This is a genomic window from Ancylobacter crimeensis (assembly GCF_023016805.1).
GTDB lineage: Bacteria > Pseudomonadota > Alphaproteobacteria > Rhizobiales > Xanthobacteraceae > Ancylobacter > Ancylobacter crimeensis.
In genome coordinates this window covers 1-22,236 of sequence record NZ_JALKCH010000016.1, presented here as the reverse complement: position 1 = coordinate 22,236, position 22,236 = coordinate 1, and the positions used below count along the sequence as shown (strand labels likewise).

The window sequence follows — 22,236 nt, the reverse complement described above, 5'->3', positions numbered from 1 at the left end:
CTGCATGTCGCCTCGTGCGTCGCGAAACCGGAACAGGGGCCGAAGCCCCACGGCATCCGTCGTGCTCTCAAGCTTCACCTTGGGCGAAGGGGTACCAGGTCAACGCCGTTTGATATCACAAGCGACGCCGAGGCCCGCGCCTGCACCAACCGGCGAGGCCTATGCCGGCTCCAGCGTCTTGGCCATGTGCACCAGCCGACGGTCCGGCATCTGCTCCACCCGCTCGATCGAGAAGCCCTTACGTCGATACCAGGCGATGTTGGCGGAAAGCGGTTCACCGGTGTAGAGCCGCGCCACCGGCCGTCCGAGTTCGCGCGCCCGCATTTGCCCGGCCTCCAGAAGCAGGTTGCCGGTGCCCCGTCCCTGCGCCAGCGGCGAAACGGCGAGGCTGTCGATCAGCAGGTCGTCGGCCCGCGCCTGAAGGATCAGCACGCCGGCAATGCCGAAAGGCGCATCCTCCACCCACACCTCGCGCTCGCGGAATACCCGCGCATAGTCCCACAGCAGCGGCACCGGCTCGACCCCGAGCAGCGGGCGGTTCTTGGCATAGGCCGTCTTCTGCAGCGCCTCGACCGCGTCGAGGTCCTCCAGGCTTGCCCGCCTGAGGCTGCGCTCGCCGACATTCAGCGTGCGCGCATTCAAGATGCCGAGCGAGACCTTCTGACGCCCCTCGGCATCGAAATTCTCCGGCGCCAGCCAGCTCTCGAAGGCGACCGCGCGCTGGGGCCACTCCTCCTCGGTCATGCCGAACCACGCAGTGTCGCGATTCTGGCCCTTGATGATCATGTGGTTGCGGAAAATGCCTTCGAAGGTGAAGCCGTAGCGCTCCGCCGCCCGGCGCGAGGGGGCGTTGAGCGCATTGCACTTCCACTCATAGCGCCGATAACCCAGTGTCTCGAACGCATAGCGGGCCATCAGATACATGGCCTCTGTACCGCCCGGCGTGCGCTGCAAGGCAGGCGTGAACAGGATGTTGCCGACCTCGATGACCCGATGCGCCGGCTCGATGCGCAGATAAGTGGCATGCCCCACGGCGCGGCCGGTTTGTCGGTCGATGATGGCGTAGAGCAGCGGATCCTGCTTCTCGGCGGCCACCGCGTAATAGGACAGGAAGGCCTTGAGGCTTTCGAAGGGCGGCACGCCGAGATAGGCCCACTGCCAGTCCTTGCCGTCGCCATGCGAGAGCACATAGAGGTCCGAGGCGTGGGCAGCGACGTCGAAGGGCACGATATCGACGTATCGGCCTTCCAACACCTCGCGACGCGGCCACGGCGCCGGCGTGGTGTCGACCTCGCGGCCGAAAACGGGGCCCTCGACCGGCGCGGCAACCGCGGTCCCGGCGGGCGTTACGTCCTGTGTCATGCTGGCCAACCCTGTGCGGCCCGCCACCTCGCTCTTGAGGCGCGATCACCGTCTGTGACAGGAATAGGAAAAAGCCGAACACCGCACAATGAGGAACGCCTGATGTCCGCTGCGCCTTCCGACGCATTCTCCACCGGCGGGCCGCGGCCTGTCGCCGCCTTCAGCCGCATCGGCGAGGAAAACGCCTTCGCCGTGCTTGCCCGCGCCACGGAACTGGCGGCACGGGGGCGCGACATCGTCAATCTCGGCATCGGCCAGCCGGATTTCGCGACCCCGCCGCACATCGTCGAGGCGGCGGTGAAGGCGCTGCGCGAAGGCCATCACGGCTACACCCCCGCCACCGGCATAGCGCCTCTGCGCGAGGCGGTGGCCGCCGATGTCCACCGCCGGCTGGGCACCGCGATCGACCCCGGCAAGGTGGTGATCGTGCCCGGCGGCAAGGTGACGATGTTCGCCGCCATCCTGATGTTCGGCGAGCCGGGCGCGGAGATCCTCTATCCCGACCCCGGCTTTCCCATCTACCGCTCGATGATCGAGTTCACTGGGGCCAAGCCCGTGCCGGTGCCGATCCGCGAGGAGAACGGCTTCGCCTTCTCGGCGGAGGAGACGCTTGGACTCATCGGACCGACCACGCGCCTCATCATCCTGAACAGCCCCGCCAATCCGACCGGCGGCGTCACCCCGAAGGCGGAGATCGACGCGCTGGTGAAGGGGCTCGAAAAGCACCCCCATGTCGCGATCCTGTCGGACGAGATTTACGACCAGTTCCTGTTCGATGGCGCCTCCCACGCCAGCCTCCTCACCTACCCGGACATCCGCGGCCGGCTGATCCTTTTGAATGGCTGGTCAAAGACTTACGCCATGACCGGCTGGCGCCTCGGCTGGTCGCTGTGGCCGGACGGGCTGTTCGAGGCGATGCGCAAGCTCGCCGTGAATTGCTGGTCCTGCGTCAATGCACCCGCGCAATATGCAGCGCTCGCCGCCCTCACCGGTCCGCAGGACTGCGTCGCGGAGATGGTGGCCGCGTTCGACCGCCGCCGCCATGTCGTGGTAGAGGGCCTGAACGCCCTGCCCGGCGTGAGTTGCACCCTGCCGAAGGGCGCCTTCTATGCCTTCCCCAACATTGCGGGAACGGGGTGGAGCTCGGCCAAGAAGCTCGCCTCCGCGCTTCTCGAAGAAGCTGGCGTCGCAACCATCGGCGGGCCGGATTTCGGCATCCATGGCGAGGGCTATCTGCGGCTGTCCTATGCCAATTCGGAGGACAATATCCGCAAAGCTCTGGGATTGATGGGAGATTTCCTGCAACAGGCTCGCCCCGCCTGATCGTTTGCCTTAGCGGAAGCCTCCCTGCTTGCCTCGTCGGCGGAAACCGGCGAGGTTGCGCGGCCTCAGCAGACGAGCAGGAGTGAAGCATGTCCCGCGCCATCGCGATCGGCGAAGTCATGGTGGAAATGGCCCGTGGCGCCGATGGCCGCTACAGCCTCGGCGTCGGCGGCGACACCTTCAACACCGCCGTCTATCTCGCCCGCGCCGGCGTCGAGACCTCCTATGCCACCGCTCTCGGCGACGACGATTATTCCGCCCGCATCCTTGCAGCGGCGCAAGGAGAGAGTATCGGCACCTCGGCCATCCTCGTCGCGCCGGGCCGCTCGCCGGGGCTCTATCTCATCGACACCGACGCCGCCGGGGAGCGCCAGTTCAGTTATTGGCGCGAAAATGCCCCGGCCCGCGAGCTGTTCGAACTGCCCGGCTGGGAAGTCGTCGCGGAGCGGATCGTGGAAGCGAAGCTCATCTTCCTGTCGGGCGTAACCCTTTCCCTTTACTCGAATATCGGCCTCGGACGCCTGCTCGCGACGCTGGAATTCGCCCGCGAGCGCGGCTCGATCGTGGTGTTCGACGGCAATTTCCGCCCGCGAAGCTGGGGGCAGGACCTCGCCCGCGCCCGCACCGTCTATGCCGAGGCGCTGAAACGCACCTCCATCGCCATGCCCGGCTATGACGACGAGGCCCGGCTCTGGGGCGACGGCTCGCCGGCCGGCACCGCCGAACGCATCGCGACCTTCGGGGTGAGCGAGATCGTGGTGAAGAACGGCGCCGACGGTGCGCTCATCCGCTCGGCGAGCGGCTCCTGTCTGGTGCCGATCCCCGAGCCCGCCGGTCCGGTCGTCGACACCACCGCGGCCGGCGACAGCTTCAACGCCGCCTATCTCGCCGCCCGGCTCGGCGGGGCGCAGCCGGAGGCGGCCGCAGAGGCCGGGCACCGGCTGGCGGGCGCGGTGATCGGCCATCGCGGGGCGATCCTGTCCCGCCCCGCCAATGCCTGAGCGGCGCACCGCCGTCCACAGGGCCTGCGAGCGCTTCTGCGAATGAGTTGCAAGCCATTGGTAAGGCTTGATTTTTGTCGCCCGTGGCTCTAAGCGCAGGCCGAACGGCGCCCCGGCGCCCGGCAGGTAAAAGGGGCGCCGATGACACTCATCTCGCGGATCGCGCTGGTCAATGTCGTCCTCAGCGTCATCGTGCTGGGGCTCAAATATCTCGCCTTCATGCTCACCGGCAGCGTGGCCCTCTATTCCGACGCGCTGGAAAGCATCGTCAATGTCGGCACCTCCTTCGCCGCCATGCTGGCGCTGCGCGTCAGCGCCCGGCCGGCGGACGCGGCGCATCCCTATGGCTACGCGAAGGCCGAGTATTTTTCCGCCGTCCTGGTCGGCGTGATGATCGTGGTCGCCGCAATCTCGATCCTGCGCGAGGTCTATTTCGGCTGGCTGAACCCGCAGCCCTTTGATGCGGCACCGCTCGGCCTCGCGGTCAATGCCGGCGCCGGCGTCATCAACGCCGTGTGGTCGGCAGTGCTCATCCGCACCGGACGGAAGGTGCGATCGCCCGCCCTGATGGCTGACGGCCGGCATCTGCTGACCGATGTCATCTCCTCCGTCGGTGTGCTGGCCGGCGTCATCCTCGCCGCCCTCACCGGATTCAAGCAGCTCGACCTCATCCTCGCCGGGCTGGTCGCGATCAATATTCTCTGGTCGGGCTGGAAGGTGCTGAAGGAGAGCGTCGCCGGCCTGATGGACCAGGCCGTGCCCGAGGAAACGCTGAAACGAATCCGCGGCCAGATCGCGGCCGAGGCGATCGGGGCCATCGAGGCCCATGACGTGCGCACCCGGCAGGCCGGACGCGTCATCTTCGTCGATTTCCACCTCGTGGTGCCGGGCGAGATGTCGGTGAGCGAGGCACACGCCATCTGCGACCGCATCGAGGAAGCCCTACGCCGGGAGGTGGAGGACATCTTCGTCAACATCCACGTCGAACCCGAGGTCAAGGCGAAGCACGCCGGGATCCCGGTGCTCTGATTCCCCGCGAGGCCATCCCGGAACGGCCGTAACCGTGCCCGGAATGGCGCTTCCGCTCCCTCAGCCGCCGGCTCGCAGCTTCGCGATGAGCTCCGCCGTCGGATAGGAATCCGCCGGTAGGCCCAGCCGCATCTGCTCGGCCTTCACCGCCTGCCGGGTCGCGGCGCCCAGCTTGCCGTCGACGCCGCCGACATGATGACCGCGCGCGTTGAGCAGGCGCTGGAGGTCCGCCACCTCCTTCATCGAGAGCACCGCGATCTTGCCCGTGCCCTTGCGATAAGGCCCGGCGCCATCGATGCGCGCGGCGAGATAGGCCGCCGAGGTCGCATAGACCAGCGACTGGTTCCACTGGGTGAAGATGTCGAAGTTCGGGTAGACGAGGAAGGCCGTGCCATTGCGCCCCATCGGCAGCAACAGCGAGGCGCCGAGCCCGTCCGAGGGCAGCGGTCCGCCACCCGCGCGACGCACGCCCCAGGCCGACCATTGCGCGCGCGGCAGCTTGATCGAAAGGTCCGCCTTGTCCCAGGGCAGGCTCTGCGGCACCACCACCTCCTCCAGCCAGGGCTGGCCGGGCTGCCAGCCGAGCGAGCGGATATAGTTGGCGGCGGAGGCCAGCGCATCCGCATCAGAGCGCAGCAGGTCGACCCGGCCGTCGCCATCGAAATCCACACCGAAATTCAGATAGTGGTCGGGCAGGAACTGGAACTGGCCGAGTTCGCCGGCCCATGGCCCGCGCATGGTCTGCGCGGTGAGGTCGCCGCGGTCGATGATCTTCAGCGCCGCCATGAGCTGGGTGCGGAACATTTCCGGCCGGCGGCAGTCATAGGCCAGCGTCGCCACCGAGCGCACGGTCTGCCGGTCGCCCATATTGGCGCCGAAATCGGTCTCCAGCGCCCAGAAAGCGGCGATCACCGGGGCCGGCACGCCGAAGCGCTGCTCGATAGCGTCGAACACCCGCTGGTGGCTCTGGATTTTCTGCCGGCCCTGCTGGATGCGGTAATTGGCGACCATGCGGTCGGCGAATTGGTAGAAGCTCTGGCTGAAGACGCCCTGCCCGCGATCCGCACCGACCACGCTGCTGTCATAGGTGAGCCCGTCCAGCGCGGCACTGAGCGTACGCTGGGAAACACCCTGTGCCGCCGCCTCCTGGCGGAACTGCGCCAGCCAGCCCGGAAAGCCGGCCCCCGTCTTGCCGCAGCTCTGTGCCCATGCCGCCCCACCGGGAAGCGTCGCCCCCATCAGCAAAGCGAGACCCGCCAGCCCCGCCTTCATGCCACCACGCATGATTCCTCCTTCGCCGTCGTTCGCATTTCGTTGCGGCACAATGGCCGGGAACCGCCGCGCCCGCCAGTGCGCGAGCGCCTCATCCGGTCACGCTTTCGCGGGGTGCGCCGCATTGTCCGGCGCCCCGCGACCGGACATGATGACGCCTGCCAACCCTGCGAGGCTCGCCCGTGAATGTCGTGATGCTGCTCTACCCCAACCTCACCCAGCTCGACCTGACCGGGCCGTTCGAGGTGTTCGGCCGCTTTCCCGAGCTCGATCTTCATCTCGTGTGGAAAAGCCGGGAGCCGGTCGCCGATTGCCGGGGACTCACGATCCTGCCCGATACCGATTTCGAGCACTGCCCGCAGGCCGACATCCTCTTCGTGCCGGGCGGGCCCGGCCAGCTCGCGCTGATGGAGGATGCCGAGGTGCTGGCCTTCCTGCGCCGGCAGGCGGCGGGCGCGCGCCATGTGACCTCCGTCTGCACCGGCTCGCTTGTGCTGGCGGCGGCGGGGTTGCTCTCCGGCAAGCGGGCAACATGCCACTGGCTCTCCCTCGAGCAGCTTCGCCTTTTCGGCGCGGAGCCGGTGGCCGAGCGGGTGGTGATCGACGGCGATGTCGTCACCGGCGCGGGGGTGACGTCGGGGATCGACTTCGCCCTGACGCTGGCGGCACGGATCTTCGGCGAGGAGCGGGCGCGCCATGCCCAGCTCTTCATGGAATACGACCCCGCCCCGCCCTTCCCCGGTGGCTCGCCTGCGAGCAGCGCGCCGGCGCTGGTGGAGGCCGTACGGGTCGAGACGGCCGCCTTTCAGACCCGGCGCGAGGCGGTCGCGCGGCGGGTAGCCGCGGAGCTGCGCGGCGCCCCCCTTCCGGCGGAGAAGGTGTGAGATGGCGCCGCGCCGTCCCGTCGTCGCCGTTCTCGCCGTCGTCATCCGCGAGGGGAAGATCCTGCTGGTGCGCCGGGCCAATCCGCCGGACCAGGGGCTGTGGGGATATCCCGGCGGGCGGGTGGAGCCGGGCGAGGCGCTTCTCGACGCAGCCCTGCGCGAACTCGAGGAAGAAACCGGCCTGAGCGCCGGGGATCCGCAGCTTCTTACCGTGCTGGATTTCATCGAACACGACGCGGAAGGGCAGCTCGCCTGGCACTACGCCATGGTGACGGTGCTGTGCCGCTGGCGTGCCGGCGAGGCCGTGGCGGCGGACGATGCGCTGGAAGCGCGCTGGTTCGATCTCGACGCCGTGGCCACGCTGGACGCGAGCGCCAGCGCACGGGTCGCGGAGATCGCAGCCCTCGCCTGCGCCGCATAGAAAGAAAAAGGGCCCGTCCCGCAACGGGAGGGCCCAGTGCTCCGAGGCAAACGCTCCGAGGGAGGGATGCGGGGGCGCCACGGCCGGGCGCCTCCCATGTGAAGTGTGTCAGGCGTGAGCGGACGCCGCGCCCTTCTCGCCGAGCGGCTGCGTCGCCGGGACGATGCTGGACTGCGCCACATGAGCGGACAGCACGCGCGGCAGCAGCGTCACCGCGAGGAAGGCGGCGAACAGATCGAGCCCCGCAACCGTATAGAGCACGCTCGACCAGGTGCCGGTCGCTTCCATGAGCAGGTTGCCGAGCGGGACGAACAGCGCGCCGATACCCTTGGCGCAGTAGAGCACGCCATAGATCTTGCCGATGTGCTTGGTGCCGAAGGCATCGCCCGCCAGCGCCGAGAACAGCGAGTAGACCTCGCCCCACGCCAGGAACACGACGCCGGACAGGATGAGGAACGCCCACGGATTGTGGCCGAAATAGCCGAGCGCGATGATGCCGATGCCTTCCAGCGAGAAGGCGATGACCATGGTCTTCTCGCGGCCGATATGGTCGGAGATCCAGCCGAACAGCGGGCGCGAGATGCCGTTCATGACGCGATCGAGCATAAGCGCCAGCGGCAGGGCCGCCATGGTGAAGAAGTACAGGTTGACCTTGAATTCCTTCACGCCGAGGTCCTGCGCGATGACGCCGAGCTGGGCGACCGCCATCATGCCGCCGGTGACCACGCAGGTGAACATCACCAGCATCAGCCAGAACAGCTTGGTGTTGAGCGCTTCCTTGAGCGTGTAGTCGCGGCGGCTCTGCGAGAGCTTGTCGGAAGCCCGCACCTCGCCGACCTTAGGCGAACGCAGGAACCACGCCGCGAAGAAGGCAAGGCCGCCCTGCAGCATGCCGAAGAACAGGAACGCCTCCTGGAAGCCGGAGGTCTCGATCATCGTGGCGATGGGCAGGATGGTGAGCGCCGAGCCCGCGCCGAAGCCGCCCGCGGTGAGGCCGACGGCAAGGCCGCGGCGATCCGGGAACCACTTCAGGGCGTTGTTGATGCAGGTGGCATAGATACAGCCGACGCCGATGCCGCCGATCGCAGCACCGAGATAGAAGCCGGAGAGGCTGCTGGCCTGCGAGTTGACCGCCCAGGCGCTGCCGATCATGAGCGCGCCGAAGGCGACCATGATGCGGGGGCCGAACTTGTCGATGAAGTAGCCCTCGATCGGGGCGAGCCAGGTCTGCACCAGCACGAAGATGGTGAAGGCGATCTGGATCGAGGCACGCTCCCAGCCGAAGGTCTTCTGGATCTCCGGCACGAACAGCGTCCAGGCGTACTGGATGTTCGCCGTCGCCACCATGCACACAACGCCGACGACGAGTTGCAGCCAGCGCCGGCTTTCAGAAAACTCCCGACCCGGCCCCAGGGCCGCCATGGTCTTCGACATTCAACTCTCCTTGGACTGGTTTCTTCCGCTGGGTCCGGCGATGCCGGTTCTTGTTGTGGGACGCCCATGCGGGCGCCGGACGAGAGCGGCGGGCACGCCTTCAGGGCTGGCGACCCTGCCGGCAGACAACGCTTCGCCACCCACGCTCACGCTGCACGCCCTGAGGCCGCACAGAATGACGTAGAGGTATATCGGCATGTTCCGATCGCGATGGACCTTAATGCACAATATTATGTATGCCAATCTGTTTTTTACGTTGGGTAAGATTCCTGACGATACACATCGGTCTCAAGTATAAATCCTATTTATCTCCAGAAACACAAAGATATATAGTTATGATGACAAACAATATTTATCGAACTTGATAGATGTCATTGGAATTTTTCGTCAGAATCCGGAACACCTTCAGCAGCCATCCACCGGCGCACATCTGGAATAATTCTGCACAGGAAAGCGCAGCGCGGTCGCAACGCACGACGCCCCACTTCACCGCAACTCACCCCGTCCCCGGCGGAGCCCGCCCGGAACGCAAAGAAAAAGGGCGCGCCCTGCGGCGCGCCCTTCAAGAGGAGATGAGGTGGTGGATGGGGCGGATTACTCCGCCGCCACCGCGAGATCGGCCTTCATCGCCGCTGCCGCACGGGCATGGTTGCGACGGAGCGGCTTCAGGACCGCCAGCGCCATGATCGCGGCAATGATGTTGAGAGCGGCTGCGGAGATGAACACCGCGTGCCAGCTGCCGGTCATGGTGGTGAGGATGCTGGTGAAGGGAACGATGATGGCCGCCGTGCCCTTAGCAGTGTAGAGCAGGCCCGCATTGGTGGTAGCGTATTTCGAGCCGAAGGCATCGCCGCACATCGCCGGGAAGAGCGAGTAGATCTCACCCCAGGCGAAGAAGACGAGACCGGTCAGGATCACGAACAGCACCGGATTGGAGCCGAAGACGCTCAGCGCATAGATGCCGATGCCTTCCATGGCGAAGGCGAAGAACATGGTGTTCTCGCGGCCGATCTGGTCCGACACCCAGCCGAAGAACGGGCGGGTGAGGCCGTTCAGCACGCGGTCGATGGCGGCGGCGAAGGTGAGCGCCGGCAGGGTGATGCCGATGAGGCTGACCGGAATGTCGGCGATGCCGAAATCCTTGGCGATCGGGCCGAGCTGAGCCGTCGCCATCAGGCCGCCGGCAGCCATCATCACGAACATCGCATACATGACCCAGAACAGTGGGCTGGTGAGCATCTCCTTCGGGGAGAAGTCGCGCGCGGTCTGGGCGACCTTCGCCACCATCTTGGCGACGTCGACCTTCTTCGGCGCGACGAGGAACAGGGCGAGCACGGTGATGACCACGCCCTGGCCGATGCCGAAATAGAGGAAAGCGGCCTCGTAACCCTGATTCTTGATCATGTTCTGGATCGGAATCACGGTGAGCGCCGAACCCGCGCCGAAGCCGGCGGCGGTGATGCCGGCGGCAAGGCCGCGGCGATCCGGGAACCACTTCAGCGAGTTGCCGACGCAGGTGCCATAGACCGCGCCCGCACCGATACCGCCGACCGCAGCGCCGATATAGAGCATCGTCAGCGTGGTCGCATGGGCGTTCAGCACCCAGGCGAGGCCGCACATGATGCCGCCGAACAGCACCACGATGCGCGGGCCGTATTTATCGACGAACCAGCCTTCCACTGGAACCAGCCAGGTCTCGGTGACGATAAAGATCGAGAACGCGACCTGGATCGCGGCGCGGTCCCAGCCGTGACGCTCCTGGATCGGATTCACGAAGAAGGTCCAGCCATACTGCATGTTCGCGATCATGCACATGCAGATCACGCCGAACACGAGCTGGAGCCAACGCTTGTTATTCACGGGTGACGCTACGTCAGCACTCATGATGTCCTCGGATGTTTCCCTAACGTAAATCTGGCTTCGGGCCATAGTTATTCTTATTGGACGCAACGATGGCAGCCGCCTGCTTGACGCAGCTGCGCGGGTCATGAATGGCACTCTACACAGTTTTATGAATTGTGCAAAATTTTGTATGCCACATTTCACCAAATTTTCGTCGTGCTTGCTTACGTAACGTAATGCTCATAGAGCTTTCTTCTTCCCTAGGGGTTTCGCCTTGCATGCGGATACCGTTGCATGCCCTCCCCCACGTCAGTCGCATGAAATGCTCGATGCTTCCGTAGGGAATCCTCGATGTAATGGTATCTTAGAACCGTTATTCGCGAAGGAAGCCGGCGGAGACACCCACTTGCCGCTGCTCTGCCGCGGCGGTTGCGCGCGGGGGCGAGGGCTCGGACTGGCCGGAATTATCTGGTATACGGGAATCCACAGAAGAAGCGGGCAGCACGACCGGCGGCCCGCCACCATTCCTGGACCGGAGCACGGCCATGTGGCGCGCGCCGAACACAGGGAGTGCAGAGGAGCCGCCCGTGGACGCGACCGACGCCCAGATCCGCCTGAACATCGCCCCGCTCGCGGCGAATACCAGCCTACGCACGCTCGCCTACGACGCCATAAAGAAGGCGATCACCGAAATGGACATGTATGGCCAGGACGGTGACATCCGGCTCGACGAGCGCCAGCTCTCCCAGGATCTCGGCGTCAGCCGTACCCCGATCCGCGAGGCATTGACCGTGCTGGAGCAGGAGGGCTTCGTGCGCTCCGTGCCGCGCCGCGGCATCTTCGTGGTCCGCAAGTCCAAGGGCGAGATCATCGAGATGATCACGGTCTGGGCGGCGCTGGAGAGCATGGCCGCGCGGCTCGCCACGGTGCGCGCCAGCGACAGCGAACTGACCGAACTGCGCGACGTCTTCCACGATTTCGAGGACGAGGCGCCGGCCGAGCACATGAACGAGTATTCGGACGCCAATATCCGCTTCCACCAGACCATCATCCGGCTGGGCGGCTGCAGGATGATCGGCGAGATGACCGAGAACCTGTTCATCCACATCCGCGGAATCCGCGCGGTGTCGGTGCGGCAGGAGAATCGCTCCGAGCGCTCGCTGCAGGAACATCGCGCCATCATCGCCGCCCTCATCGCGCGCGACGCCGACCTCGCCGAGCGGCTGGTGCGGGAGCACACGCTGGGCCTCGCCGCCCATGTCGAGAAGCACGGCAAGTTCCCGTCCTGACGCCGCCCTCCCGGACGGAAGCGTCAGGCTGATTCCCGCCCGCCGCCTCAGGCGCGCGGCGGAGCGCCTGCCGGCCAGCATCTGCGCCGGCAGGCCGACGCACGCCCCCCGCCACGGATCTGTGATGACGCCGCCCTCGCTCATGCCGCTGGGGAACGGCTCGCCATGCCTGCGCGATCGTGGTATTTTGCATACGAACGATCTTGGAGGATGCTTCGCGCCTCCTCTCGGTACGCGTCAGGCCCCCGAGGGGGTTGTTAAAATGTCGCATACCAGATTGACGGTTGGTATTTGGTATGCCAAATTTCGAGCGAATTTTCGGCGGGGATCCCGCAGAGGATGCTCCTCGTGAATGGCGAGCAGGTAGTGAACAAGCGCTGGCACAGTAGCGACCATGGCCTCGCCATCGAGCGGCTGCCGGCCAAGGAGAGCTTCAAGAGCAAGGCCTATTCGGCCATCAAGGAAGCCATCACGAACATGAACATCTACGGCTCGGAAGAGCCGTTGCTGCTGGACGAACGGGATATTTCGGAGCGTCTGGGCGCAAGCCGGACGCCCATCCGCGAGGCGGTCGCGATGCTGGAGCAGGAAGGCCTGCTCCGCGCCGTACCCCGGCGGGGCATTCTGGTGGTGCGCCGGACCAAGGCCGAGATCATCGAGATGATCGAGGCCTGGGCGGCGCTGGAAAGCATGGCGGCCCGCCTTGCCGCGCAACGCGCGAGCGATGAGGCGATCGCCGAACTGAGGATCTATTTCAGGGAGTTCGACCTCTCCCGGATCGAGCGTGACCGGTGTGACGAATATTCCTCCGCGAATATCGCGTTTCACCAGGCCCTTATCCGGCTGAGCGGCTCCACCCTACTCGCGGCGATGACGGAAAACCTGTTCCTGCACGTACGGGCCATCCGCCATCGCACCATCTTCGAGATGGACCGGGCGCAGCGTTCGGCGGCTGACCATCTGGAGATCATCGAGGCTCTCGAGGCACGGGACATGGACCGTGCCGAGCGTCTGGTCCGCGACCATACGCTCCGGCTGGCGAGGCATGTCGAGAACCACGTCGACCTCGATTGAGGTCGGAATCGGATCGCGGGCGTGCCGGAGATTCCGGCGCGACCGGGATCGGGGTTAAGTCGAGAGGACGGGAGGACCCGTCCGACCGATATCTGGGCGAGCGACCGGATCGAAGGTGAGGCCAAGGCGGAGATGAACCTCCGCCGCGCACACCCGGAAGGCGCAAAGCCAACGTGCCGTCCTCGCTTTCAGCACAAGCGTCTGGAAGCCCGCGCGGTCTCAGGTGTCGGGATTGAGCATAACGGTGCAGAGAAGATTACCGGGAGGAAGCGGAATGTCCGCAGTAGCACAGATCATTGACAACACCGTCGAGGCCGAAACCCAGGAGCTGACCGATGGCTTCCATCTGGTCATCGACGCCCTGAAACTGAACGGCATCGACACGATCTACGGCGTGCCGGGCATTCCGATCACCGATCTCGGCCGCATGGCCCAGGAAGAGGGCATCCGCGTCGTCTCGTTCCGCCACGAGCAGAACGCCGGCAACGCCGCCGCCATCGCCGGCTTCCTCACCAAGAAGCCGGGCATCTGCCTGACCGTTTCCGCGCCGGGCTTCCTGAACGGCCTCACCGCCCTCGCCAACGCGACCACCAACTGTTTCCCGATGATCCTCATCTCGGGCTCCTCCGAGCGCGAGATCGTCGACCTCCAGCAGGGCGACTATGAGGAGATGGACCAGCTCGCCATCGCCAAGCCGCTCTGCAAGGCCGCCTTCCGCGTGCTGCACGCCGCCGACATCGGCATCGGCGTCGCCCGCGCCATCCGCGCCGCGGTCTCCGGCCGCCCCGGCGGCGTCTATCTCGACCTGCCCGCCAAGCTGTTCTCCCAGGTGATGGACGCCGAAGCCGGCGCCAAGTCGCTGGTGAAGGTGATCGACCCCGCTCCGGCGCAGCTCCCCGCCCCCGCCGCCGTGCAGCGCGCGCTCGACCTGCTGAAGGACGCCAAGCGCCCCCTCATCGTGCTCGGCAAGGGCGCGGCCTATGCCCAGGCCGATGACGAGATCCGCACCCTCATCGAGAAGAGCGGCATTCCCTTCCTGCCGATGTCGATGGCCAAGGGCATCCTGCCCGACACCCACCCGCAGTCGGCCGGCGCGGCCCGCTCGCTGGTGCTGAAGGATTCCGACGTCGTCGTCCTCATCGGCGCGCGCCTCAACTGGCTGCTGTCGCACGGCAAGGGCAAGAGCTGGGGCGACGCCCCCAAGAAGTTCATCCAGATCGACATCGAGCCGAAGGAGATGGACTCCAACGTCGAAATCGCGGCTCCGCTGGTCGGCGACATCGGCTCCTGCGTGACCGCGCTCATCGACGGCATGGGCGAGAGCTTCCCGAAGGCCTCGTCCGACTGGACCGGCTCGGTGGCTTCCAAGAAGGACGCGAACATCGCCAAGATGGCGCCGCGCCTGCTGAAGAACTCCAGCCCGATGGACTTCCACTCGGCGCTTGGCGCGCTGCGCACCATCATCAAGGAGCGCCCGGACACGATGCTGGTGAACGAGGGCGCCAACACGCTCGACCTCGCCCGCGGCATCATCGACATGTATGAGCCGCGCAAGCGCCTCGACGTCGGCACCTGGGGCGTGATGGGCATCGGCATGGGCTTCGCCATCGCCGCCGCGGTCGAGACCGGCAAGCCGGTCCTCGCGGTGGAAGGCGACTCGGCCTTCGGCTTCTCCGGCATGGAAGTCGAGACCATCTGCCGCTACAACCTGCCGGTCTGCGTGGTTGTGTTCAACAATAACGGCATCTATCGCGGCACCGACACCGACCCGACCGGCCGCGACCCCGGCACGACCGTGTTCGTGAAGGACAGCCGCTACGACAAGATGATGGAGGCCTTCGGCGGCGTGGGCGTGAACGTCACGACCCCGCACGAGCTGGCCGCCGCCGTCAACGCGGCGATCGATTCGGGCCGCCCCACCCTCATCAACGCCGTCATCGACCCCGAGGCCGGCAGCGAGAGCGGCAATATCGGCAGCCTGAACCCGCAGAGCGTGGTGAAGAAGAAGAAGTGAGCATCGAATGCTTGCCGGTCCGGCGTCATCGCCGGTCCGGCAGGAACGTGCTCCGGCTTTCACAGCCGAAGCCCTCCGTTCCAGGAACGGTGCGGGGACCCTGCGGCGGCCGACGCCAAGCGGCCGGAACAAGCAGGGCGAACGCACCGGACCGCACCTGACCGGGGCCGACGAGCGCGGCGTCCCCCGGCCGAGCGGAGCGGAAGGCACCCGCCGGAACCTTCGGGCGCCGGCACTGACGACAGGCGCGTATGGACGGAGGCCACCCGCCCCCGTCCATACGGACATCTGCAACATAAACGGCGATCAACGCCGGACCTTATTGCTTCGAGAGGAAACCCATGGCCAAGGCACTCGACGGCGTCCGCGTCCTCGATTTCACACACGTCCAGTCCGGCCCGACCTGCACGCAGCTGCTTGCCTGGTTCGGCGCCGACGTCATCAAGGTGGAGCGTCCCGGCGAGGGTGATGTCACCCGCGCCCAGCTTCGGGACATCCCGAATGCGGACAGCCTCTATTTCACCATGCTGAACTCGAACAAGCGCTCGATCACGCTGGACACCAAGAACCCCGAGGGCAAGAGGGTCCTCGAGGAGCTGGTGAAAGTCTGCGACGTGATGGTCGAGAACTTCGCGCCCGGCGCGCTCGACCGCATGGGTTTCACCTGGGAGCGCATCCAGGAGATCAACCCGCGCATCATCCTCGCCTCGGTGAAGGGCTTCGGTCCCGGCCCGTTCGAGGATTGCAAGGTCTATGAGAACGTCGCCCAGTGCACCGGCGGCTCGGCCTCCACCACCGGCTTCCGCGACGGCCTGCCGATGGTGACCGGCGCCCAGATCGGCGATTCCGGCACCGGCCTGCACCTTGCGCTCGGCATCGTCACGGCGCTCTACCAGCGCACGCTGACCGGCCGCGGCCAGAAGGTGATGTGCGCCATGCAGGATTCGGTGCTGAATCTCTGCCGCGTGAAGCTGCGCGACCAGCAGCGCCTGGAGCGCGGCCCGCTGCGCGAATACAGCCAGTTCGGCGAAGGCGTGCCTTTCGGCGAGACCGTTCCGCGCGCGGGCAATGATTCCGGCGGCGGCCAGCCCGGCCGCATCCTGAAGTGCAAGGGTTGGGAGCACGATCCCAACGCCTATATCTACTTCATCACCCAGGGCCCGGTCTGGGAGAAGATCTGCGACGTCATCGGCGAGCCGACCTGGAAGACCAATCCGGATTATGCGACCCCGGCCGGCCGTCTGCCGCACCTCAACGAGATCTTCACCCGCATCGAAGCCTGGACCATGGCCCATACCAAGTTCGAGGCCATGGAAATGCTCAACAAATACGACATTCCCTGCGGCCCGATCCTCTCGATGAAGGAAATCGCCGAGGACCGTTCGCTCTACGCGACGGGCACTCTGGTGGAGGTCGACCATCCGGTGCGCGGCACCTATCTCACCGTCGGCAACCCGGTGAAGCTGTCGGACAACGACGTGAAGGTGGAGCGTTCGCCCCTGCTCGGCGAGCACACCGAAGAGGTTCTGGCCAGCGTGCTGGGGCTTAACGAGGCGCAGATCGAGGCCGTGCGGTCCTCGGGCGCCGTCGGCCTCGCCCCGCGCCAGGCGGCCGAGTGACACCGGCGGCGCGCTCCTGCGGGCGTGCGCCGCGCGACGATACTCGCCCTCGGGCGAAAAGCGGCAGGCCGGCGTGGCGACGCGGCGAACCTGCCGGAGCAATGGACGGGACGGCTCGCGCCGCCCCGTTGGCCGCACCGCTGAGGCGCGGCCGACAGGGAAGCACATGGCCCGGTCTTCAGCCGGCGGGTTTGCCCGGCGGAGCGACGATGGAACGGCGTCGCGACGGCGGCAGCACCCGCGGGTGCTCCAGGCGGGGACCGGCCGGGCGTGGACTTCCTTTCGTGCCTTCCACCCGCAAGGGTGGCTCATCGCTTCCGGACCGCGCGGGACTGACAATTCAAGGCCCGGATCCACGATCGAACGCTGAATAAGGGAAATCGACTAAGATGACTAAGCCGCTTGAGGGTATAAAGATCATCGATTTCACGCATGTGCAGGCCGGTCCTGCCTGCACCCAGCTCCTCGCCTGGTTCGGCGCGGACGTCATCAAGGTCGAGCGCCCCGGCGCGGGTGACGTGACCCGCTCGCAGCTCCGCCACGTGAAGGACGCCGATGCGCTCTACTTCACGATGCTGAACTCGAACAAGCGCTCCCTGACGCTGGACACCAAGACCGCCCAGGGCAAGGAAGTGCTGACCAAGCTCATCAAAGAGTCGGACGTCATGGTCGAGAATTTCGGCCCCGGCGCGCTCGATCGCATGGGCTTCACCTGGGCGCACATCCAGGAGCTGAACCCGGGCATGATCCTCGCCTCGGTGAAGGGCTTCTCGGACGGCCACCATTATGAAGACCTGAAGGTCTACGAGAACGTGGCGCAGTGCGCCGGCGGCGCGGCTTCCACCACCGGCTTCTGGGATGGCCCCCCGACCGTCTCCGCGGCGGCGCTCGGCGATTCCAACACCGGCATGCACCTCGCCATCGGCATCCTGACGGCGCTTCACCAGAAGAACCGCACCGGCAAGGGCCAGAAGGTCGCCGTGTCGATGCAGGATTCGGTGCTGAACCTGTGCCGCGTGAAGCTGCGCGACCAGCAGCGCCTCGACGCGCTGGGCTATCTGGAAGAATATCCCCAGTACCCGCACGGCGAGTTCTCGGATGTCGTTCCGCGCGGCGGCAATGCCGGCGGCGGCGGCCAGCCGGGCTGGGTGCTGAAGTGCAAGGGCTGGGAAACCGATCCCAACGCCTATATCTATTTCACCATCCAGGGCCACGCCTGGGCGCCGATCTGCAAGGCGCTGGGCAAGGAAGAGTGGATCGACGATCCGGCGTACAACACCGCCGCTGCCCGTCAGGACAAGATCTTCGACATCTTCGCCTTCATCGAGAACTGGCTGTCGGACAAGACCAAGTTCGAGGCCGTCGACATCCTGCGTAAGTTCGACATCCCCTGCGCGCCGGTGCTGTCGATGAAGGAGATCGCGAACGACCCGTCGCTGCGCGCCAGCGGCACCGTGGTCGAGGTCGATCACCCGAAGATCGGCAAGTACCTGACCGTCGGCTCGCCGATCAAGTTCTCGGACATGACCGTCGAAGTGACCGCCTCCCCGCTGCTCGGCCAGCACACCAACGAAGTGCTCGCCGACCTCGGCTACTCGCAGGAAGAAATCGCCGCCCTGCACGACGCCAAGGCGGTCTGAGGCCGATTGCTCTCAAAGGCGGGTGGATGATCGGCCAATTGGTCTCGTCATCCACCTGACTGGACGGATCGGACCGGCGCGTACCCCGCGCCGGTCTTTTTCTTTAAGATCCGCTCAGAGCCCCGAATAGCGCGTCGTCAGGCGCCGGGCGACTTCGATCACCCGCTGGCCGAGCTCGGTGATCCGCTCGGGAGGCATACGCACCACCGGAGCGGAGATCGAAACCGCGCCGATCGGCTCCTTCCATTCGTCGAACACCGCCGCCGCGACGCAACGCATGCCGAGCGTGTGCTCCTCGTCGTCGATCGAATGGCCCCGCTCCGCAATCACCGCGAGATCGGCATTCAAGGCGCGACGGCTGACATGGGTGTGGTCGGTGTAGCGGGCGAGCTGGTCCTCGCCGAGCCAGTCGCGCCGTGCCTCCGGCGACATCGCGGCGAGAATCGCCTTGCCGCCGCCCGAAGCGTGGATCGGCAGGCGCGCACCGATGCGGAAGAACGCACGCACCGCGGCATGGCTCTCGACCTGCGCCACGCAGACGAGCTCCGGCCCGTCGATCATCGAAATGTTCACCGTCTCGTTCACCGAGAGCGAGAGTTCGCGAATCATCGCGCGCCCGATCTCGGGGAGCCGGCGATTGCGCAGATAAGCCGAACCGATGCGAAAAAGCCCAAGCCCGACAAGCCAGTAGCCGGTTTCGGCGTCGTGGCCCACCAGCCCCCGGCGCTCCAGCGTCGTCAGCAGGCGGTGCACGGTTGACGTCGGAAGCTCCGCTCGCCGCGCCACCTCCGACAACGTCACGCCGTCGGCCGCCGCCAGCACTTCGAGCAGCGCGATGGCACGGTCCAGCGACTGCACCTCACCGCCCCCGGTCCCCGGCTCGCTGGATGCGCCGCTGCTGGAAGGCCGTCCCCGGCGTCGCGTCGTCACGGCCTCGGTCATGGAATGCTCACCCGGTGTGGTTCGTCGGCGGTGCGCCCTGCTGTCGCGCAGCAGGCGTCTCAGCATAAAGCCGTATGTCCGATTTTTTCGCAAATCAGAAATCAATTCCATATTGCGGAAATGATCCATGCGTGGCATGTTTTCCTCGATTTCGGAAATTCATTCCGCACCGCGGAAATCATGCTGCCTCGCAGCATCCGCGCGCAGCGGCGTGAGCAAAATCCGACCGCCCGGCGCGTCGCCGCCGGCCCCACGGGTTCAGGTCCCACCGGGCGTGTCGTCGAACAGGTCGCCGAAGAAAAAATCGGCAGGAGGAATGCCATGGCGAAGATGCGTGCCGTCGATGCAGCGATCCGGGTTCTGGAAAAGGAAGGCGTCACCGTCGCCTTCGGGGTTCCCGGCGCCGCGATCAATCCGCTCTATTCCGCGATGCGCGCGCATGGGAAGATGCGCCACATCCTCGCGCGCCATGTCGAGGGCGCCTCACACATGGCGGAAGGCTATACCCGCGCGAAGGCCGGCAATATCGGTGTGTGCCTCGGCACCTCGGGCCCGGCCGGCACCGACATGATCACCGGCCTCTATTCGGCCGCGGCGGATTCGATCCCGATCCTGTGCGTCACCGGCCAGGCGCCGCGCTCGCGCCTCTACAAGGAAGACTTCCAGGCGGTGGACATCGAATCCATCGCCAAGCCGGTCGCAAAGTGGGCCGTCATGGTCCGCGAGCCGGCTCTGGTGCCGATGGTGTTCCAGCAGGCCTTCCACGTCATGCGTTCCGGCCGCCCCGGCCCGGTGCTGATCGACCTGCCGATCGACGTCCAGCTCGCCGAGATCGAGTTCGACGAAGACACCTATGAGCCGCTCGCGGTCTACAAGCCCAAGGCCAGCCGCAAGCAGGCCGAGAAGGCCATTGCAATGCTGAACGCGGCCGAGCGCCCGCTCATCGTCTCGGGCGGCGGCGTCATCAATGCCGACGCCTCCGACCTGCTCACCGAATTCGCCGAGATCACCGGCGTCCCGGTCATCCCGACCCTGATGGGCTGGGGCACCATCCCGGACGACCACGACCTGATGGCGGGCATGTGCGGCTTGCAGACCTCGCATCGCTACGGCAATGCGACCCTGCTCGCCTCCGATTTCGTGTTCGGCATCGGCAATCGCTGGGCGAACCGCCACACCGGCTCGGTCGACGTCTACACCAAGGGCCGCACCTTCATCCATGTCGACATCGAGCCGACCCAGATCGGCCGCGTCTTCGGGCCGGACCTCGGCATCGTCTCCGATGCCAAGGCGGCGCTGGAGCTCTTCATCGAGGTGGCGAAGGAATACAAGGCCGCCGGCACGCTGAAGGACCGCTCGGCCTGGGCTCGCGAATGCCTCGATCGCAAGCAGACCATGCTGCGCAAGAGCCACTTCGACAACGTGCCGCTGAAGCCGCAGCGCGTCTATGAGGAGATGAACGAAGCTTTCGGCCGCAAGACCCGCTACGTCTCGACCATCGGCCTCTCGCAGATCGCCGGCGCGCAGTTCCTGAAGGTCTATGAGCCGCGCAACTGGATCAATTGCGGCCAGGCCGGCCCGCTCGGCTGGACCCTGCCGGCGGCGCTCGGCGTGCGTGCGGCGGATCCGGATGCGGAGATCGTGGCGCTGTCGGGCGACTATGACTTCCAGTTCATGATCGAGGAACTGGCCGTCGGTGCCCAGCACAAGCTGCCCTACATTCATGTGGTCGTGAACAACTCCTATCTCGGCCTCATCCGCCAGGCCCAGCGCGGCTTCAACATGGACTTCGAGGTGTCGCTCGCCTTCGACAACATCAACGCCGCCGAGAACGCCGGCTATGGTGTCGATCACGTCGCAGTGGCCGAGGGCCTCGGCTGCAAGGCGGTGCGGGTCTCTTCGCCGAACGAGTTCAAGGATGCCTTCAACCGCGCCAAGGAACTGATGAAGGAGCACCAGGTGCCGGTGGTTATGGAGTTCATCCTCGAACGGGTGACCAACATCGCCATGGGTGCCGAGATCGACGCGGTGAACGAGTTCGAGGAAGTGCTCGACATTCCGCTCGAAAGCCTGAAGGAACATGCCTGATCGCGCGCCGCCCGCCTCATCCGAAGCGGGCGGCACGACCTTCACATGCCTCCTTCACGGGCGTTCCGGCGCCATGCCGCGCGCCCATTCCGATCTTATGTCTGCCAGGAGCGGTCCATGCCCCGTTTTGCCGCCAATCTGACCATGCTCTTCAACGAGGTGCCCTTCCTCGACCGGTTCGAGAAGGCCGCCGCCGCCGGGTTCTCCGGCGTGGAGTACCTCTTCCCCTATGATTTCCCGGTGGAAGAGCTGGTCGCCAAGCTAAAGGCCAACAACCTCGTGCAGGTGCTGCACAACCTGCCCGCCGGAAACTGGGGCGCGGGCGAGCGCGGCATCGCCATCCTGCCCGACCGCGTGGACGAGTTCCGCGCTGGCGTCGACAAGGCGATCACCTATGCCACCGCGCTCGGCGCGCCGCAGGTCAACATCCTCGCCGGCATCGTCCCCGCCGGGGTCGAACGCGAGGTCCTGCACAAGACCTTCGTCGAGAACCTGAAATATGCCGCGCCGCGTATCAAGGACGCGGGGCTGAAGCTGCTGATCGAGCCGATCAATACACGCGACATTCCCGGCTTCTACCTGAACTACACCAAGCAGGCGAAGGCGATCATCGAGGAGGTCGGCTCCGACAACCTCTTCATCCAGTACGACATCTACCACATGCAGATCATGGAAGGCGACCTCGCCCGCACCATCGAGGCGAACTTGGCCGCCATCGCGCACATCCAGCTCGCCGACAATCCGGGCCGCAACGAGCCGGGCACCGGCGAGATCAACTACCCCTTCCTGTTCAAGTATCTCGATGCCATCGGGTATCAGGGCTGGATCGGGGCGGAGTACAAGCCCAAGGGCGAAACGGGCGCCGGCCTCGGCTGGCTGAAGACCCTGACGGCCTGATCGCCGCCCGCCCAGTACACGTCTAGGAAAACGAGGAACGAAGATGAAGGTCGGATTTGTCGGTCTGGGGATCATGGGGGCGCCGATGGCGGGTCACCTGATCGA

17 protein-coding genes are annotated in these 22,236 nt (G+C 65.9%); 12 read left to right on the top strand and 5 right to left on the bottom strand.

Features of this window, described 5'->3' with window-relative positions; translation table 11 throughout:
* Positions 1-159: 159 nt before the first annotated feature.
* Positions 160-1,362, bottom strand: a complete 1,203-nt coding sequence (locus MWN34_RS18580) for a GNAT family N-acetyltransferase (protein ID WP_247030809.1) — start codon at positions 1,360-1,362, stop codon at positions 160-162.
* A gap of 102 nt (positions 1,363-1,464) precedes the next feature.
* Between MWN34_RS18580 and MWN34_RS18575 the strand changes: the two genes are divergently transcribed.
* The 3 genes from MWN34_RS18575 (at position 1,465) to MWN34_RS18565 (ending at position 4,715) form a co-directional block, all read left to right on the top strand.
* Positions 1,465-2,685: a pyridoxal phosphate-dependent aminotransferase gene (locus MWN34_RS18575; RefSeq protein WP_247030808.1), complete on the top strand. Its 1,221-nt coding sequence runs from the start codon at positions 1,465-1,467 to the stop codon at positions 2,683-2,685.
* An 89-nt stretch (positions 2,686-2,774) separates the two neighbouring features.
* Complete coding sequence (locus tag MWN34_RS18570) at positions 2,775-3,686, top strand: sugar kinase (RefSeq protein WP_247030807.1); 912 nt, start codon at positions 2,775-2,777, stop codon at positions 3,684-3,686.
* Positions 3,687-3,827: 141 nt separating this feature from the next.
* Complete coding sequence (locus MWN34_RS18565) at positions 3,828-4,715, top strand: cation diffusion facilitator family transporter (RefSeq protein ID WP_247030806.1); 888 nt, start codon at positions 3,828-3,830, stop codon at positions 4,713-4,715.
* A gap of 60 nt (positions 4,716-4,775) precedes the next feature.
* Here the strand turns inward: MWN34_RS18565 and MWN34_RS18560 are convergent, their stop codons facing one another.
* The gene (locus MWN34_RS18560) at positions 4,776-5,999 is read right to left on the bottom strand and encodes a lytic murein transglycosylase (protein ID WP_247030805.1); all 1,224 of its coding nucleotides are present in this window, start codon (positions 5,997-5,999) and stop codon (positions 4,776-4,778) included.
* Positions 6,000-6,181: 182 nt separating this feature from the next.
* Between MWN34_RS18560 and MWN34_RS18555 the strand changes: the two genes are divergently transcribed.
* Positions 6,182-6,871 carry a DJ-1/PfpI family protein gene (locus MWN34_RS18555; protein WP_247030874.1) on the top strand — a complete coding sequence of 230 codons (690 nt, stop codon included), beginning with the start codon at positions 6,182-6,184 and terminating at the stop codon, positions 6,869-6,871.
* A 1-nt stretch (position 6,872) separates the two neighbouring features.
* Positions 6,873-7,292: an NUDIX hydrolase gene (locus MWN34_RS18550; protein ID WP_247030804.1), complete on the top strand. Its 420-nt coding sequence runs from the start codon at positions 6,873-6,875 to the stop codon at positions 7,290-7,292.
* A 108-nt stretch (positions 7,293-7,400) separates the two neighbouring features.
* Here MWN34_RS18550 and oxlT (MWN34_RS18545) read toward each other — a convergent pair whose 3' ends face one another.
* Positions 7,401-8,726 carry an oxalate/formate MFS antiporter gene (gene oxlT / locus MWN34_RS18545; protein WP_281503092.1) on the bottom strand — a complete coding sequence of 442 codons (1,326 nt, stop codon included), beginning with the start codon at positions 8,724-8,726 and terminating at the stop codon, positions 7,401-7,403.
* 594 nt (positions 8,727-9,320) lie between these two features.
* Positions 9,321-10,610, bottom strand: a complete 1,290-nt coding sequence (gene oxlT / locus MWN34_RS18540; RefSeq protein ID WP_247030803.1) for an oxalate/formate MFS antiporter — start codon at positions 10,608-10,610, stop codon at positions 9,321-9,323.
* Positions 10,611-11,113: 503 nt separating this feature from the next.
* Between oxlT (MWN34_RS18540) and MWN34_RS18535 the strand changes: the two genes are divergently transcribed.
* The 5 genes from MWN34_RS18535 to frc (MWN34_RS18515) all read left to right on the top strand — a co-directional run bounded on the left by MWN34_RS18535 (position 11,114) and on the right by frc (MWN34_RS18515) (position 18,204).
* Entirely contained in the window at positions 11,114-11,857 is a 744-nt protein-coding gene (locus tag MWN34_RS18535) for a GntR family transcriptional regulator (RefSeq protein WP_425532143.1), read from the top strand.
* A gap of 339 nt (positions 11,858-12,196) precedes the next feature.
* A complete protein-coding gene (locus tag MWN34_RS18530; protein ID WP_247030801.1) occupies positions 12,197-12,931 on the top strand; it encodes a GntR family transcriptional regulator in 735 nt (244 codons plus the stop codon).
* Positions 12,932-13,205: 274 nt separating this feature from the next.
* Entirely contained in the window at positions 13,206-14,945 is a 1,740-nt protein-coding gene (gene oxc / locus MWN34_RS18525; protein ID WP_247030800.1) for an oxalyl-CoA decarboxylase, read from the top strand.
* A 341-nt stretch (positions 14,946-15,286) separates the two neighbouring features.
* Complete coding sequence (gene frc, locus MWN34_RS18520; protein ID WP_247030799.1) at positions 15,287-16,564, top strand: formyl-CoA transferase; 1,278 nt, start codon at positions 15,287-15,289, stop codon at positions 16,562-16,564.
* A 389-nt stretch (positions 16,565-16,953) separates the two neighbouring features.
* Positions 16,954-18,204, top strand: coding sequence for a formyl-CoA transferase (frc, locus tag MWN34_RS18515; protein WP_247030798.1), 1,251 nt, complete (start codon positions 16,954-16,956; stop codon positions 18,202-18,204).
* 114 nt (positions 18,205-18,318) lie between these two features.
* On the opposite strand, the gene MWN34_RS18510 is transcribed toward frc (MWN34_RS18515), so the two are convergent.
* Positions 18,319-19,146: an IclR family transcriptional regulator gene (locus MWN34_RS18510; RefSeq protein WP_247030797.1), complete on the bottom strand. Its 828-nt coding sequence runs from the start codon at positions 19,144-19,146 to the stop codon at positions 18,319-18,321.
* Positions 19,147-19,467: 321 nt separating this feature from the next.
* On the opposite strand from MWN34_RS18510, the gene gcl reads away from it, so the two are divergent.
* Positions 19,468-21,234: a glyoxylate carboligase gene (gene gcl / locus MWN34_RS18505; protein ID WP_247030796.1), complete on the top strand. Its 1,767-nt coding sequence runs from the start codon at positions 19,468-19,470 to the stop codon at positions 21,232-21,234.
* 117 nt (positions 21,235-21,351) lie between these two features.
* The gene (gene hyi / locus MWN34_RS18500) at positions 21,352-22,131 is read left to right on the top strand and encodes a hydroxypyruvate isomerase (RefSeq protein WP_247030795.1); all 780 of its coding nucleotides are present in this window, start codon (positions 21,352-21,354) and stop codon (positions 22,129-22,131) included.
* The last annotated feature ends 105 nt before the right edge of the window (positions 22,132-22,236 follow it).